Raw genomic sequence first — 16,789 nt, 5'->3', positions numbered from 1 at the left:
AGGGCGGAGGCGACGTGTCAGCTCACACAAATCTCATTCGGTCCCATGTCGGTGATTCTCGCGAACGCGTGCGTCCCTTCATCGGTGCGCTCGGGTTGCTGCTTGCTGTCGGCGCGATTGTTCTGTACGCACAAGCCGGTCCGAACGCCGGACCGGCCGGATTCGGACCCACCATCGAAAACAAGGCACTCGCGCCCTCACCGGCGCCGCCCGGCATGGTCTGGATCCCCGGCGGCGAATTCTCGATGGGAACCGACGACCCGACTCCGCTCGTCTGTGGTGGGCCGGATTCCATGCCCGATGCGCGCCCCGTCCATCGCGTCTATGTCGACGGATTCTGGATGGACATCACCGAAGTCACCAACGCCCAGTTTGCAGAGTTCGTGAAGGCGACCGGCTACTTGACGATCGCCGAGATCGCCCCAACGAAAGAAGAATTCCCGACCGCACCGCCGGAAAACCTGAAGGCGGGTTCGACGGTCTTTACTCCGACAGATAAGCCCGTTCCGCTGAACAATCACTATCGGTGGTGGCGGTACGAGCACGGCGCCAACTGGCGCCACCCCGATGGCCCGTCATCATCGATCGAAGGGAAAGACGACTACCCCGTCGTCCACATCGCATATCCCGATGCGGTCGCCTACTGCAAGTGGGCGGGCAAGAGATTGCCCACCGAAGCCGAATGGGAATTCGCCGCACGAGGCGGACACGCGGGCGATGTTTATTCGTGGGGAAATGAACTCCACCCCGATGGCAAGTTCATGACGAACACCTATCAGGGCACCTTTCCGATGAAGGACACCGGCGAGGACGGATTCGCCGGGATCGCGCCCGTGAAGCAGTTTCCCCCGAACAACTACGGGCTCTACGACGTTGCGGGTAATGTGTGGGAGTGGTGCAGCGACTGGTATCGCCCCGACACGTACGCGCGCCAAGTTGCCGCGGCCGGCGGACCCAATGCGGTGATCAAGAACCCAAAGGGCCCGACAACTCCCTACGACCCCGCCGAGCCGGACGAAAAGAAACGCGTTCATAAAGGCGGCTCGTTCTTGTGCACCGATCAATATTGCACGCGCTACATGGTCGGCACACGCGGCAAAGGCGAAGAAAAAACCGGGAGCAATCACGTCGGTTTCCGGTGTGTGAAGGAAGCGGCGCCGGCTGCGCCCAAGCAATAGCCGACAATCTCTTGCGAGTTACCAAGATGAGCAAGCTTTTTCGAGCCGCAAAGACTGTCTTGACGATCGCGCTCGGCGCGAGCGCGTTCCTGCCGGCCCCGGTTGCCGAGCCGCCATCGCAACCCGCACTGCCCGCGAATCACTACACGCTTGTCCGCTGCGGCACTTTGCTCGCGGTTCCCGGTCAGCCGCCAAAGAAGAATCAAACTGTTGTCATCCGCAACGGCGTCATCGACTCCATCCGCGACGGCTTCGATGGTCCTGATGTTAGCGCCGAGAAGGCGGCAGCCATCGTGGAAGAAGTCGACCTGCGTGATCAGTTCGTGCTGCCCGGCCTGATCGATTGCCATGTGCATCTGACGATGGAATTCGATCCAGGTGTGAGAATGCGCGAGGTGACTGATTCGGATGCGATGGTGGCGCTGCACGCCGCGGCATACGCGCGGAAGGATCTTGAAGCGGGCTTCACCACAGTGCGGGATCTCGGTGCGGGGCGCGCGAACGCGATCCTCGCGCTGCGCGATGCGATCAGGGAGGGTTACGTCGCGGGACCGCGCGTCATCTGTGCCGGACACGCGATCAGCATCACCGGCGGGCACGGCGACGGCACGACCGGTATGCGACAGGAACTCTTCGGACCGCAAACACCCGAAAACGGGATCGCGGACGGCCCGGACGAATGCATGAAGGCGGTCCGCTATCAGATCAAGCTCGGCGCGGATGTGATCAAGGTCACCGCGACCGGCGGCGTGCTCTCAGCCGCCAATGCCGGTATAGCACAGCAGGAATTCGACGAGGAACTCGAAGCGATCGTCAAGACGGCGCACTCGCTGAAACGGAAAGTCGCGGCGCACGCGCACGGGACCGACGGCATCAACGCTGCGATCAAGGCCGGGGTCGATTCGATCGAACACGGAACCTATCTCGACGACAGCTCCATCGCGCTGTTCAAAGACCACAGTTGCTATCACGTACCGACTCTTCTCGCCATCGCGACCGTTGTCGAGAACTCCGAAAAACCGGGGTACTACCTTCCGCAGGTCGCGGAAAAGGCGCGCCAGGTCGGCCCGCGAGCACAAGAAATGTTCCGCAAGAGTCATGAGGCCGGCGTGAAAATCGCATTCGGAACCGACACCGGCGTCAGCCCGCACGGTCAGAACGCTCGAGAGTTCGCGCTGATGGTCAAAGGCGGCATGACGCCGACCGAAGCGATCCGAGCGGCGACCATCGTCGCATCGGAACTGCTCGGCCTCGAAAGAGAAATCGGCACGATCGAGCCGGGCAAGGCCGGCGATCTCATCTCCGTAAGCGGAGATCCGACGCGCGACGTGACGGAACTCGAACGCGTGAGGTGCGTGATCCAGGGAGGAAGGCGAGTCCCTGTTCCCTCGTGGCATTAAGAGCTAGTTTGAGGAATTGCGATTCTGCGCGGATGCGTTAGGCTGGAATCACCGTGGAGAGGTATCGTCGCCATCAGCGCTTCGCCGCCTTTACGCTCATCGAGCTTCTCGTCGTCATCGCTCTGATCGGAATCCTGATCGGGATTCTCCTCCCCGCGCTCAAGAGTGCCCGCGCATCGGCTCGGGCCGCGGCCTGCCTCGCGAATCAGCGTTCGATCGCGCTCGCCATGAACATGTACGCCGACGATTCGAAACGCATTGTGCCGCGCGAGTGTGGAACGGCGGATCTTTCTTTTCCGGCGGTTCCGCTCGATTCGACGCCCACGCTTTCCGCGGCGGAGCGGGTCACAATTTCATGGGCTTTCAATCTTCGCCCATACCTCGATCCAAGAGCGACGACACGGGACAAGACCGGCGGCGTCAACGACGATCGTTTCGCGAGCGCGACCTACTACCGCGATCCCGCCCGACCGAAAGATCGCCACCCCTTGCACTTCGTGGACAACGGCTTCCGATTTCGCGCTCCCGGCGAAGTCAACGGAACAAAGTCTCCTTCTCCGCTCGATATGGTCCACAATCCCTCGGGCACACTCTACCTGACTTGTTTCAACGACGATCGCGACGAACTGCGCGCCAACAACTGGCTTGTCGGAGACCCGAGCACGCTTCAGATCTCACAGTTCTACGACCTGTGGGGCGAAACGCACCTGAAAGGTGTGTTGGCCGGCCCGGCGGATGATCCGATCAATGCGCAGCGCATCGCGCCCGCCCGGCACAACGGCTCGAGCAACGCCGCGTTCTTCGACGGGCACGCCGCGGCATTGACAACCGATCGCGCCTCCGACCTCGCCATGTGGGACGACGGCGACTATCGGTAGACGAATGAACATTCCGGAGTGTCTTCGTGTCTGCTTGCCCGGCATGCTTGTTTCCGGTGTGGATGCCTGGGACAATCAAGCGGGCGAGACCGACTCCGAATCGTGCAAATCGTTCTGGTATGTTTGACTGAGTCTCGCGCCACTGTGGGGCGCCGCTTCCGGAGGTTCGATGAAGATTCTTGTGATCGATGTCGGCGGGACGCACGTCAAAGTACTTGTGAGCGGAGCGAAGGAACACCGGCAATTCTCCTCCGGCAAGTCCATGACGCCTCGAAAAATGGTCGCGGGAGTGAAAAAGCTCACACGTGATTGGAAGTACGACGCGATTTCGATTGGTTTTCCCGGCCCCGTCTTCGACGGGCATGTTTTTTCGGAGCCCATGAATCTCGGGAAGGGCTGGATCGGGTTCGACTTCGCGAAAGCATTTGGCAAAAAGGTTCAGGTCGTCAATGATGCCGCGATGCAGGCGCTCGGGAGTTACAAAGGGGGCCGAATGCTTTTCCTGGGCCTGGGCACGGGCCTTGGCACGGCGATGATCGTCAATGGCGTGCTCGCGCCGATGGAACTCGCCCACCTGCCCTACAAGAAAATGACCTTTGAGGACTATGTCGGCATCCGCGGATTGAAGAAGTACGGCGAAAAAAAGTGGAAGCGCCACGTGATCGATGTGATCGAGCGGCTCATCGCGGCGCTCGAACCGAACGATGTCGTGATCGGGGGAGGAAACGTCAAGCGTCTCGATGTGCTGCCGCGGCTCTGCCGCCCCGGCGACAACGCCAACGCGTTCATCGGAGGGTTTCGGCTCTGGGACAAACCATCGCAGCGCGCTCGGCCGGCAGCAAATCGGCACTGACGCGCGACTGAGAAACCTGTCATACTGAATCGAAAGTCTGGCCGCAAACAGGAGCAACCAATGCAACTCGGAATGATCGGACTCGGCCGCATGGGCGCCAACATGGTGCGCCGCCTGATCAAAGGCGGCCATCAGTGCGTGGTCTTCGACATGTCCGCCAAGGCGGTGCAGGACCTCGAGAAGGAAAAGGCGGTCGGTAGCGCCTCGATCGCCGAGTTTGTCAAGAAGCTCGACAAGCCGCGCTCCGTCTGGCTCATGGTGCCCGCCGCCGTCGTGGACAAGTCCATCGCATCGCTGCTCCCCCACCTCGAACCCGGTGACACCATCATCGACGGCGGCAATTCGTACTACATCGACGATATCCGGCGCTCGAAGGAACTCGAGCCCAAGAAGATCAATTACCTCGATGTCGGTACCAGCGGCGGCGTCTGGGGGCTTGAGCGCGGCTACTGCATGATGATCGGCGGACCGACCGACGCCGTGAAGAGACTCGATCCGATCTTCAAGACGCTCGCCCCGGGAGTCGGCTCGATCGGCCGCACACCCGGCCGCGAAAAGATGGGTGGCACGTCCGAGGAGGGATATCTGCACTGCGGCCCGAGCGGCGCCGGCCACTTTGTGAAAATGGTGCACAACGGAATCGAGTACGGCATCATGGCCGCGTACGCCGAGGGATTCGGCATTCTTCGTGCGGCGAACGTCGGCAAGAAAGATCACGCGGTCGACGCCGAAACGACTCCGCTCCGAGATCCCGAGCACTATCAGTACGACCTGAATCTGCCCGATGTCGCCGAAGTCTGGCGCCGAGGCAGCGTCATCGCTTCGTGGCTGCTCGATCTCACCTCTTCCGCGCTCGCCAAGGACGCCAACCTGGCCAATTTCACAGGAAAGGTCTCCGACTCGGGGGAAGGAAGATGGACGATCAAGGCCGCGATCGACGAGGCCGTTCCGGCGCACGTGCTCACGGCCTCGCTCTACGAGCGCTTCTCGTCGCGAGGTGAAGCGGTGTTCGCGGACAAGCTGATGTCCGCGATGCGTCTCGAATTCGGCGGACACCAGGAAAAGGGCGCTCACTAGTCCGGCCTCACACTCCAGCAGTCCGCTCTCACTCATTCACTCAACCCTCGGAGTCGTCCATGAATGTTGAACGTTCCGATGCGCTGGTGTTCTATGGAGCGACCGGCGATCTTGCATACAAGAAGATCTTTCCCGCCCTTTCGTCGATGGTTCGACGCGGCAGTCTCAACGTCCCCGTGATCGGAGTCGCGAAAGCCGGCTGGAATCTCGATCAACTCAAGGCCCGCGCCAAGGACAGCATCGAAAAGCACGGCGAGTTCGACGCAAAGGTCTTCGACAAGCTGTGCGCCCTCCTCCGCTATGTCGACGGAGATTACCGCGAGGTCGGTACCTACGCGGCCCTGAAGCGTGAGCTCGGGAGCGCCAAGTTTCCGGCGCACTATCTTGCAATTCCGCCGGTTCTGTTCGCAACGGTCGTCGAACAGCTCTCCAAAACCGGGTGCGCCGATTGCGGCCGTGTGATCGTCGAGAAACCCTTCGGAACCGACCTCGAATCGGCCCAAAAACTCAACGCGATCCTTCTGAACGTCTTCAACGAGAAATCCATTTTCCGTATCGATCACTACCTCGGCAAGCGTCCCGTTCACAACATGCTCTTCTCGCGGTTCGCGAACTCGCTCTTCGAGCCGTTCTGGAATCGAACCTACATCGACAGCGTTCAGATCACCATGGCGGAGAATTTCGGCGTACAGGGGCGCGGCGCGTTCTATGACCAGACCGGCGCCATCCGGGACGTGATGCAGAATCACCTCTTCCAGATCATGGTCAATCTCGCGATGGAGCCGCCGGTTCGGACCGACAGCGAATCGATCCGCGATGAGAAAATCAAGATCCTTCGCGCGATCCCGACGCTCACGCCGCAGGATGTTCTGCGCGGCCAGTTCAAGGGCTACACCTCTGAACCCGGAGTCGCGCCGAATTCGATCGTCGAAACTTTCGGCATCCTCCGCCTCGAAGTCGATTCCTGGCGCTGGCGAGGTGTCCCGTTCTTCCTGCGCACCGGAAAGAACCTTCCGGTCACATGCACGGAACTGCTTGTCCGCCTCAAGCAGCCCCCCACCATGTACTCCGACTACGACCTTGCCTGCAACACGATCCGGATGCGCATCAGCCCGGACATGACCATCGCCATCGGCGCGAACGGGCTCTCCCCCGATGAAAAATCAGCGACCAGGTCCGAAATGGTCGCGACTCGACATAGCAAGCCCGAAGACATGGACGCCTACGAACGCGTGCTCGGCGATGCCATGCTCGGCGATTCGACGCTCTTCGCACGCGAGGACTCTGTTGAGGAAGCGTGGAGGATCGTCGACCCGATTATCAAGTCGGCGCCGCCGGCGCAGATCTATCAACCCGGAACCTGGGGGCCGCCCTCGGTGCCCCCGCGGCTTGTCCCGGGCGGCGGGTGGAACGATCCGGTGGTGAGCGCCTCTTGACATCAACTCAACCCAGCATGGCACTCCCATCCATCTTCGACACCGCCGAAGGCGCCCGACTGAAGCTCTCGAGCGCCAAAATGGGCCACTGGAATCGCTGGGGACCGTTTGTATCCGATCGCGCGTGGGGAACCGTGCGCGAAGACTACAGCCCCGATGGGAGCGCGTGGGACTACTTCCCGCACGACCACGCACGCTCCCGCGCGTATCGGTGGAACGAAGACGGGCTAGCCGGCATCTGCGACCGCCATCAATATGTCTGCTTCGCCCTCTCCCTCTGGAACGGCAAAGACCCGATTCTCAAGGAGCGCCCGTTCGGATTGACGGGATCCGAAGGAAATCACGGAGAGGACGTCAAGGAATACTACTACTACCTCGACAGCACGCCGACGCATTCCTACATGCGCTTCGTTTACAAATACCCCCAGGCGGAATTCCCATACAGCCAGCTTGTCGAGGAAAACAGGAGACGTGATCGCACCCAGCCCGAGTACGAGCTTGTCGATACCGGAGTCTTCGACAAGGGCAAGTACTTCGATGTGCAGGTCGAATACGCGAAAGCCGCAGCAGAAGACCTGCTCGTGCGCATCACCGTCACGAATCACGGCCCGGATACCGCGCCGATTCAGGTCTTGCCAACGATCTGGTTCCGGAATTTCTGGACATGGGGCTGGGACTCGCGAAAGCCCTCTCTCGAAAAATCCGGCGAGCGGACGATTTCCGCCAGTCACTGGGAATTGGGCGAGTATTCCCTCCACTGCGAAGACGCGGACGAACTGCTCTTCACGGAGAACGAGACGAATTTCGAACGCATCTTCGGATTCAAGTCCGCAAACCTTTATGCGAAGGATGCCTTTCACGAGTACGTGATCCATAATCGCAAGCAGGCCGTGAACCCCGAAAGTCGTGGAACGAAGGCCGCCGCCCGCTATTCCCGCGCGATTCCTTCCGGCAAGCAAGTCGTGATCAGGCTTCGGCTCCGCGCCAAGTCGGTTCAACTCGGAGCCGATGCCTTCGCGACATTTGACGAGGACTTCGCCAGACGCATCGCCGAAGCCGATGAGTTCTACAACGCTGCGATTCCGAGCGCGCTCGACGCAGATTCGCGGATGATCGCCCGCCAGGCTTTCGGCGGCATGCTCTGGTCGAAACAGTACTATCACTTCGTTGTTCAGGACTGGCTCTACGGAGATCCCGGCCAGCCCGCGCCGCCGGCGCCGCGACTCGCGGGCAGGAATCATGACTGGACTCATCTGTTCGCGCGCGACGTGATCTCGATGCCCGACAAGTGGGAATTCCCTTGGTTCGCATCATGGGATCTCGGATTTCACTGCATCGCGCTCGCACACATCGACCCGAACTTCGCCAAAGAGCAGCTGCTGCTGATGCTCCGCGAGTGGTACATGCACCCCAGCGGGCAAATCCCCGCGTATGAGTGGGATTTCAACAGCGTAAATCCGCCGATCTTCCCGCTCATCGCTCGCGGCGTGTTCGAGATCGACGGGGAGCGCACCGGAAAACCGGACTACGCGTTTCTCGAGCGCGTCTTCCAGAAGCTGCTTCTCAATTTCACCTGGTGGGTCAACCGCAAAGACTCGCAGGGAAACAACATCTTCCACGGCGGCTTTCTCGGGATGGACAACATCAGCGCGTTCGATCGCGATCGCCTGCCGCGCGGATACATGCTGGGCCAGGCGGACGGAACAAGCTGGATGGCCGCGTTCGCCAAGAGCATGCTCTCAACCGCGCTCGTTCTTGCCGAGCGCAATCCGATCTACGAGGACCTCGCGAGCAAATTCTGGGAGCACTTTGTCTACATCGCCAACGCGATGAACAGCGTCACGTCGCCGCAGAATTCGTTTTGGGATCCCGACGATGGGTTCTTCTATGACCATCTCACTTCTCCCGATGGCCATAGACAGCCGGTTCGAGCTCGCACGATGGTCGGCTTCGTGCCGCTCTTCGGCGCCTCGACGGTGAGCGTGGACACGTTCAAGCGCTTTCCGGGATTCCAACGGCGGCGCCAGTGGTTCATCGATCACCGGCCCGATCTGGTGCAGAGCGTGCAGCCCATGGTTTCGCCGGGTCCGACCGGCAGATTGATCATGGGAATGGTGCGCGAGGATCAGCTGCGCCGGCTGCTTTCCTGCATGCTGGACGAGAACGAATTTCTTTCTCCCTACGGCATCCGCGCCGTTTCGAAGTATCACGAGGCGAACCCGCTCGTGCTTCACCTGAACGGCGAAACCTATCGGCTCGACTACGAGCCCGGCGAATCACGCACCGATTTGTTCGGGGGCAACTCCAACTGGCGCGGCCCGATCTGGATGCCCGTCAATCTGCTCATTCTTCTCGCGCTGAAGCAGTTCCATGCCTACTACGGAGACACGCTCAAGGTCGAATGCCCCACCGGCTCCGGCAATCTCATGAACCTCTCCGAAGTTTCCGAAGAATTGACGCGGCGACTGTGTTCGATTTTCCGGCGCGACGACCGCGGTCGCCGGGCGGTGTTCGGCGAGAACGATATTTTCCAGAGCAAGTCAGACTGGCGTGATCTCATTCCGTTTCACGAATACTTTCATGGCGACACGGGCCGTGGCTGCGGCGCGAGCCATCAGACCGGCTGGACCGGCCTGATCGCGCAGCTGCTCATCGGAATGCCGCACGCGGGGAGAAGCAGCCTCGACACGCACTAGTTTTTTGCTCGAATTCAATGAGGCAGTGTCGGCTCATCTTGACATTCATGGTTCAATAGAGTTGGGCGATCCGGAGGACGGCTGCTGACAGGCGGTCTGTTCGGATTGAAGATCTCTGCAGGACCAATCGATCCGGGGTGGGCGACTCACACCGCCACGAGAACCTGGAGAATCATAATGCCGAAAGGATCCGTACTCGCCGCCTCATTCGCTGCATTGTCCGGTTGCGCCCTCTTTTCTCTGGCCGGCGCGCCGTCTGACGTCGTTCGGAATTCTCCGGCGCCCTTTCTCTTCGCGTTTGGTCAGCCCGACCCGGGGTTGCAGTTTCCGCTGGCGCCGCCGCCCGCGACGCGAATTCTCGTGCGCTTCGAACCCGCCGGCGCGCGCGGACAGGAAGCAGCTATCGCTCTCGCCGCGGGCGCTATCCGGGTGGACCGGAGTTTCACGCTCGTTCCCGGCCTGTACTCCTTTGATGTGCCGCCGGCCCAGATCAATGAAGTCCTTGCGAAACTGCGTGGCAACCCGATCGTTCGCTACGCAGAACCAAGCGGACGCGTGCGAATCGCGACTCAGACCACGCCATGGGGAGTGACTCATGTTCACGCGCCGGAGTTCTGGAACTCGTACGGGAAGGGCGCGGGAGTGAAAGTCGCCGTGCTCGACACCGGATTCGACTTTGGGCACCCGGACCTCCCTGTGCCGGTCGCTTCGATGAGTTTCATCGCCGGAGAAACCGCCGGCGACGTGAACTCGCACGGCTCGCATGTCACCGGCACGATACTCGCTCTCGATAACGACGTCGGCGTTGTTGGTGTCGCGCCCGAGTTGTCCCTCGTCGTTGCAAAGGTCATCGATGACAGCGGGTTTGGCGACTGGCCCGAGATCATCGCGGGTGTCGAGTGGGCTGTCGCGCAGGGGGCCAAAGTACTCAACATGAGTTTCAGCGGCAGCGATTACTCACAAGCTATGCAGGATGCCATGAACGCGGCCTTCGCCGCGGGAGTTCTTCCAGTCGCGGCGGCCGGCAACGAGTTCACCAATATTCCGCGCTATCCCGCGAGCATGAACAATGTCATGAGCGTGGCGGCCATTGATGACAACGACAATCCGGCGTGGTTCTCGAACTATGGCCCGACGATCAGCGTCGCCGCGCCCGGAGTCGAAGTGGAATCGACCGTCCCGCTCGGAGGCTGGGAGATCCAGTGGGCGTTTCAAACGCGCCCGGCGAAACACGTCCCCGGCTCTCAGTCCAATCCGAGATATGGCCGCATGATCTATTGCGAATACGGCTGGTTCTACTGGACTTTCCCGAGCGAAGCCGCAGGAAACATCGCACACATTCGCGACAGTCTGATCTTCCCTGTGGACTACGTGATCGAGAATGCGTGGGACGCCGGTGCGATCGCCGTGGTACTCTCGAGTGATCTCGAGTCGGGCTATCAGCCGGCCGTGACCTACGACCACTTCCGTCCGGTCTGGTACGTCGATAAGTCTGTCGGGGATGAATTGATTCTGAACGACGGGGTCAACGCGTCCGTTGTCCCTTCCGCCGCCGGGCACGGATTCGATACTTACGACGGAACCTCGATGGCCTGTCCGCACGTTGTCGGCGCCGCGGGAATTCTCTTTGCCGAATTCGTCCCGAGCGCCGGCCTGCCGGCACTCCCGCCGCAAACGGTCCGATGGGTGCTCGAGCGAACGGCCGATCAGCCCGGGCCTGGTCCGCGCAACGATCTGTACGGATATGGAATCATCAACTTGAAGCGTGCGGGCGATTACCTGCACGGCCGGGTCCTGTGCGCGGGCGATCTGAACGGCGATTCTCTTGTTGAAGATTCAGATTTTGAAATCTTCATCCAGGCGTACAACGAGCTCATCGCGCCGGGCGGCCCGTACACGGGAGCCGACTTCAACGGCGACGGGTTCACCGACGACGAGGACTTCCAGTACTTCGTGCAGTCCTACGACCAACTGTTGTGCTCGTAGCCATCGTCTCGTTGGGCTTCCCGGCGAAATTTGCTTTGGCCGCATTTCGCCAACCTGTTATAACTCGAAGTTGTGACACACAACAACCACCCCGACGTATTTTCCTCTTTTCGAATCTGTCGCATCCGCTGTCTGATCTGTTCGGTCGGCATCGCGCTGTCAAGCTCCGCTCTTGCGCGGCAGGACTTCGCGCCGGATCGCGCGTTCTCACCCGACTCAGGCACGTTGAGTTTGCGAACCGGATCTGTGCGGACTGGATCGCTCCCAGGCATGCTGGGTCGCGACGGCGGAGCGCTCCGGGCTCCCGCGAAGTCCGGCTCGCGATACGTGCTTCAGCTGAATGGGACGCTCAACGACCACCAGCGCGCTTTGCTCGCACAAACCGGCGCGCGGCTCGGCGACTACCTTCCCGCGAACGCCTATCTCGCGGATCTTTCGCGAGCGGATCTCGACGCGATTGCGGCGCTCGGCTTCGTGCGCTGGGCGGGCGAATGGCGGCCGGAATGGAAGATCGAGCCCCAAATCGGCTCGCGCGCCTTTTCCTCCGAAGAGCGAAAGGCGATCGCCTCCGCCGGAGAGGTTCTCGTGCAGGCGTACCTGTTCGACGGCGTTCCGGCCGACGTAGCGAAACGCGAGATCGAGAGTTTCACAGGCGCGACGGTCGAAGATTCCGTCCGGATTGGCGGAATGGAAACACTTGCCGTGCGTATTCCGCTCGCCAACGTTCGGGAGCTATCCAACGCCGACTCGATCCGTTTCGTCGAGGAACTGCCCGAGTTCACAGAGCGCAGCAACACCAATACACGCTGGATCGTGCAAAGCAACATCAGCAACAGCACGCCGCTCTATGACGCCGGAATCCACGGTGAAGGGCAGATCATCGGCATCATGGACGGGGGATTTCAGCCCGCGCACTGCTCCTTCTCCGATCCCGCGCTCGCCATTACCACGGGAAACACGCCCGGCGTCTTCCCCACGCATCGAAAAGTGGCCGCATACAACGTGCCCCTTGTTTCGAGCTCCCACGGCACGCACGTCGCAGGGACCGCGATGGGCAACCAGTCGGGCGAAGTCAACGACAACACGAGAGGCATCGCGTACAACGCCAGGGTCTGCTTCCGCACGTACTCCACGCCGGTGTCGGCTTTCCCGATCGACGTGCACCTGACGACGCACGCCAATCAGGGCGCGACCGTTCACACAAACAGCTGGGGCGATGACGGAACAACCGCGTACAACGCGATCTGCCGCGCGATCGACTTGTTCAGCTACGACCACGAGGACAACTTGGTCTGCTTCGCATCGACGAATCTTTCCGCATTGAAGAACCCCGAAAACGCCAAGAGCGTGCTCGCGGTCGGCAAGTCCGGCGGCTCCGGATCCCAGACCGGATCGTGCAGCACGCTGTCCGGGCCGACCGCGGACGGACGGCGCAAGCCCGAGGTTTTCGCGCCCGGGTGCAGCACGATCTCGGCCAGCTCGAGCACTTCGTGCGGCACGACAACCATGACCGGTACTTCGATGGCCTCGCCCGCCGTTGCGGGCGCCGCTTCACTGATCCGGCAGTACTTCACCGATGGGTTCTATCCGACGGGCGCGAAGGTTCCCTCAAACTCACTCGTCCCCTCCGGCGCGCTGCTCCGCGCGATGCTGACCAATTCGTCGGTGGATATGACCGCGTATCCATCGCCCAACCAGGTTCCGCCCAACAGATACGAGGGGTTCGGCCGCATTCTGCTCGACAACGCCGTCTACCTCGCGGGTGACGCACGCAAGCTTCTCGTCAAGGACATCCGCAATACCTCCGGATCGGCGCTCACGACGTCTTCTGTTTCGACGACAAATTTCCGAGTGCAAGGCAGCGGCCAATCGCTGCGTGTCACGATGGCTTTCTCCGATGCGCCCGCCACGATTCCGACTTCCTTTGCTCCCGTGAACGACATCAATCTGCGAGTGATCGACCCCTTCGGAAATGTCTACCTGGGCAACGTGATCAATGCCACCACCGGGCTAAGCCAGACGGGCGGCGGCGCCGACGCAATCAACAGCATCGAACTCGTCGTGCTGAATTCCCCCGCCACCGGGAATTGGCGCGCAGAGGTTGTCGGGGCTGCGGTCAATGTGGGAACCCAGGGATTCGGCCTCGTGATCACCGGAGATGTCGCCTCGTTCAACGCTTGCCCGGCGGATCTCAACGGCGACCAGGTTGTGGACGATTTCGACTTCGCCATCTTTGCCCTCGCCTACGACATGTTTGATTGCTCCGCCCCGTCGATGCCGCCCTCTTGCCCGTCGGACATTACAGCAGACGGATTCGTGGACGACAGCGACTTCGTGGCGTTCGCAACGGCGTACGACGCGTTCCTTTGTCCGTAAGCAGAAATCCGGGGAATGTCGGCGAACGCGCTGAATTGTGAGTTTTGCTTGTAATAACACGCCCGGACGTGCGTTCAGTGTTCTTCCAGCGCTCGCGTACTTCGGGTAGAATCGCAAGTCCTGCCGGGGCTTGCTTTTCTCCCGGAAATCATGATTCCGGCCGCTTTGTGTCTTGCCTCTTTTTCCGTAGTCGCGCCGCGGCGCACCGGCATGACCTTCGCCGGCAGACAGAGGAACCACCAACGATGTCATCACTCTCGACTCGATCACGACTACTTTGTGCCGCAGGCGTATTCGCCCTGATCACCTCGGCCGATGGCGCGATCAGAGTCGTCACGTACAACACGTCATGCTCTGGCAAGAGCATCGTGGCTCCGGTCTCCGGATTCGACATCCTCATGCAGGGAATCGGCAACCATCACCTTGCGGGCAACGCGCAGCCGATCGATGTGCTCTCGCTTCAAGAGCTCGATGGTGTGCAGTTCTATCTCGGCAACTCCGCATCGCTGCCCTTCATCGTCGATCAACTCAATGCGATTTACGGCGCCGGCACATATGCCGCCGACCAAACCAAGGACCCCACCACCGGCGGAACGGGGGGAGGCCCGAACGGGCTCGTGTACAACACGAACACAATCCAGGTCATCAACGCCAAGGTCGTCGGAACAGCAAGCGGCTCCGGCGCGGCACGCGCCCCGATGCGCTATCAGCTTCGGCCCGTCGGATACGGATCCGAGGCAGATTTCTACATCTACGTCAGTCACTACAAAGCCTCAAGCGATTCCACGAGCAAGAACCGGCGGAATATCGAGTCCACCACCATCCGGCAGGACGCCGACGCGCTCGGGCCTGCGGCTCACATCATCTATTCCGGCGATTTCAATTTCACGAGCGGACGCTCGGAAACGGCCTATCAGACGCTCTTTGCGGCTGGACCGGGCCAGGCGAATGACCCGGCGAATCCTTCAAATACATGGACCAACTCCAGCAGTTTTCGCTCGCTGATGACATTTTCCTCGACGTCGTGCAACATCCGCTTCGACTTCCAGTTCGTGACCGGCGCCGTGCTCAACCAATACGGGTTTCAGATCATTCCCGGCACATACAGCGTCTTCGGCAACAACGGAAGCACATCGTTCGGAAGCAGCGTCAATTCGCCCTTGAACTCCGACCTCGCCGATCTCTCCAACCGCACTCAGATTCTGAGTCTGCTCACGTCCGTCTCGGATCACCTTCCGGTCGTCGCGGATTATGCAATTGTCCTCGCCCCCTGCGCCGGCGATCTCAACAACGATCGCGCCGTTGATGATTCCGACTTCGTTATGTTCGCTTCGGCGTACGACGCCCTGATTTGCCCCGAGGCGCCGGCGGCGTGTCCCGCCGATCTCAACGGCGACGGCTACGTCGACGACGCCGACTTTGTGATCTTCGCCGCGGCGTATGACGCGCTTGTTTGTCCGTGATCGCCTTTTCTTCGCGCAGAAAAAATGGTCGCCGGCAGCGACCATTCCCGTTCTTCAGAATCTGAGTCGGTGCCCGTCAGGCGGCACTTGGCCGGTCATCCCCGGCGCTCCCGAGGAGTTCCTTCAGCCGGTCCATCTGCCGCTGAGCACGCTCAACAGCATTCTCGGCCATGGCCGATGCGCTCTCGACTCGCCCGGCGAATCGATACACCGGCGCACCCTCCCGCCAACGAGATGCAGCGCTTCCGTCTCCCCACGATTGCCGCGGGAAAGGAATGGGATCGAGTGCTTCTCTTAACTGGGCAGGGTGAAATTTGAGTGTCGGCATGATTCGAGTCCGTTCGAAAAGAGCCTGCGGCTCCGAGTCCCAGAATTGCCTGCCCTTCCATGAGCAGGCCTCCGCATCCGACCCACCCGCACCCGCCGCCTTCCAGGCAGCCCCTAATCGTCGTCCGTTCCGGCCCCCGGCCTTAGTTCCGGCGTTCCGAGGAGTCCAAAGTGAGGGTTCCGGACCGGCCCAATCCATTTCGGTCGCATGCTTGGCCTGATTCTCCCAGTCGGTTGAATTGGACCGAAGGACACGACTTCCCGTTTATCGGCCGCGCGGCCCGATTCGGATTCAATCGGAATGCCTAAAATAATCCGAACTCACTGCGCCGGTGCGACCACATGCTCGGAACCCGTCTTGGGTTCGGTTCCGGCGCGAAGCCTCGCGATGTTGCTTCGGTGGCGGTAGATCATGAACGACGAAATGACCGCTGTCAGCGCGGCGACGGACAGCCCCGCGCTGATTGCGGGTGACTTGTCCATGTCGTCCGGCCGGAGGAAAAGCGTGACGCCCGTTTGAATCAGCACGAACACCGGGAGGCCGGCTGTCGCGCAGATGGAAGCCAGGCTCACGTAGCGCCACAACTTCAGAACGACGATGAAGACTCCGAGTGCGGCGATGCCGGAAAAAGTCAAAATCGGAAAGAAGCCAAGGAGCGAACCGAGCGCTGTCGCCACGCCCTTTCCCCCTTTGAATCCCAGCCACGGAGTAAACATGTGGCCAAAAACCGCCGCGGCAAGCGCGGCGCACCAGAACAGCGCCTGGTCGAGTGGCGGAGACCAGCGTCCTGCGATTCCTGAAACGACTCCGGCACCGAGCACCGGCCCAAAGCCTTTGAAGAAATCGCCTGAAAAACAAAGAAGCCAAGCCCGCCGGCCGAAGACGCGACCGACATTGGTCGCGCCGATATTTCCTGAGCCGAGCTTTCGAATATCAACGCCGCGTGCCCGGCCGATGATGTACCCCGTCGGAAAAGAACCGCAGAGAAACGCGAAGCACACTGCGATAAACCATTGAACGGGCGTCACGCCGAAAGAGTACCTTGGAATCCCCATCCCGTCCGAATTGCGGCGCGAATCCAATGAGTAAACTATCCGGCGATTTGCAGAAGGAGAAAG

The 16,789-nt window shown here is 60.8% G+C and carries 11 protein-coding genes; 10 read left to right on the top strand and 1 reads right to left on the bottom strand.

The features are described 5' to 3' along the window. The first annotated feature begins 14 nt into the window (after positions 1 to 14). The 10 genes from KF691_05615 to KF691_05570 all read left to right on the top strand — a co-directional run bounded on the left by KF691_05615 (position 15) and on the right by KF691_05570 (position 15,343). The gene (locus tag KF691_05615; protein MBX3388914.1) at positions 15 to 1,178 is read left to right on the top strand and encodes a formylglycine-generating enzyme family protein; all 1,164 of its coding nucleotides are present in this window, start codon (positions 15 to 17) and stop codon (positions 1,176 to 1,178) included. 26 nt (positions 1,179 to 1,204) lie between these two features. Beyond that, complete coding sequence (locus tag KF691_05610; GenBank protein ID MBX3388913.1) at positions 1,205 to 2,578, top strand: amidohydrolase family protein; 1,374 nt, start codon at positions 1,205 to 1,207, stop codon at positions 2,576 to 2,578. 53 nt (positions 2,579 to 2,631) lie between these two features. Then, positions 2,632 to 3,456: a DUF1559 domain-containing protein gene (locus tag KF691_05605; GenBank protein ID MBX3388912.1), complete on the top strand. Its 825-nt coding sequence runs from the start codon at positions 2,632 to 2,634 to the stop codon at positions 3,454 to 3,456. Between the two features lie 169 nt (positions 3,457 to 3,625). Beyond that, positions 3,626 to 4,309, top strand: coding sequence for an ROK family protein (locus tag KF691_05600; protein MBX3388911.1), 684 nt, complete (start codon positions 3,626 to 3,628; stop codon positions 4,307 to 4,309). A gap of 60 nt (positions 4,310 to 4,369) precedes the next feature. Then, positions 4,370 to 5,386 carry a decarboxylating 6-phosphogluconate dehydrogenase gene (gnd, locus tag KF691_05595; GenBank protein MBX3388910.1) on the top strand — a complete coding sequence of 339 codons (1,017 nt, stop codon included), beginning with the start codon at positions 4,370 to 4,372 and terminating at the stop codon, positions 5,384 to 5,386. Between the two features lie 59 nt (positions 5,387 to 5,445). Beyond that, positions 5,446 to 6,822, top strand: a complete 1,377-nt coding sequence (gene zwf / locus KF691_05590; protein ID MBX3388909.1) for a glucose-6-phosphate dehydrogenase — start codon at positions 5,446 to 5,448, stop codon at positions 6,820 to 6,822. 17 nt (positions 6,823 to 6,839) lie between these two features. After that, the gene (locus tag KF691_05585; protein ID MBX3388908.1) at positions 6,840 to 9,518 is read left to right on the top strand and encodes a glucosidase; all 2,679 of its coding nucleotides are present in this window, start codon (positions 6,840 to 6,842) and stop codon (positions 9,516 to 9,518) included. 177 nt (positions 9,519 to 9,695) lie between these two features. Next, entirely contained in the window at positions 9,696 to 11,504 is a 1,809-nt protein-coding gene (locus KF691_05580) for a S8 family serine peptidase (GenBank protein ID MBX3388907.1), read from the top strand. A gap of 270 nt (positions 11,505 to 11,774) precedes the next feature. Continuing rightward, positions 11,775 to 13,880 (top strand): S8 family serine peptidase, encoded by a 2,106-nt coding sequence (locus KF691_05575; GenBank protein ID MBX3388906.1) that lies wholly within the window; start codon positions 11,775 to 11,777, stop codon positions 13,878 to 13,880. Between the two features lie 245 nt (positions 13,881 to 14,125). Continuing rightward, complete coding sequence (locus KF691_05570) at positions 14,126 to 15,343, top strand: hypothetical protein (protein MBX3388905.1); 1,218 nt, start codon at positions 14,126 to 14,128, stop codon at positions 15,341 to 15,343. A 648-nt stretch (positions 15,344 to 15,991) separates the two neighbouring features. Here the strand turns inward: KF691_05570 and plsY are convergent. Continuing rightward, positions 15,992 to 16,699, bottom strand: coding sequence for a glycerol-3-phosphate 1-O-acyltransferase PlsY (gene plsY, locus KF691_05565; GenBank protein MBX3388904.1), 708 nt, complete (start codon positions 16,697 to 16,699; stop codon positions 15,992 to 15,994). Between the last annotated feature and the right edge of the window lie 90 nt (positions 16,700 to 16,789).

The organism is Phycisphaeraceae bacterium (assembly GCA_019636555.1).
Classification (GTDB): domain Bacteria; phylum Planctomycetota; class Phycisphaerae; order Phycisphaerales; family UBA1924; genus JAFEBO01.
This window is presented reverse-complemented; position numbering and strand designations above follow the sequence as displayed.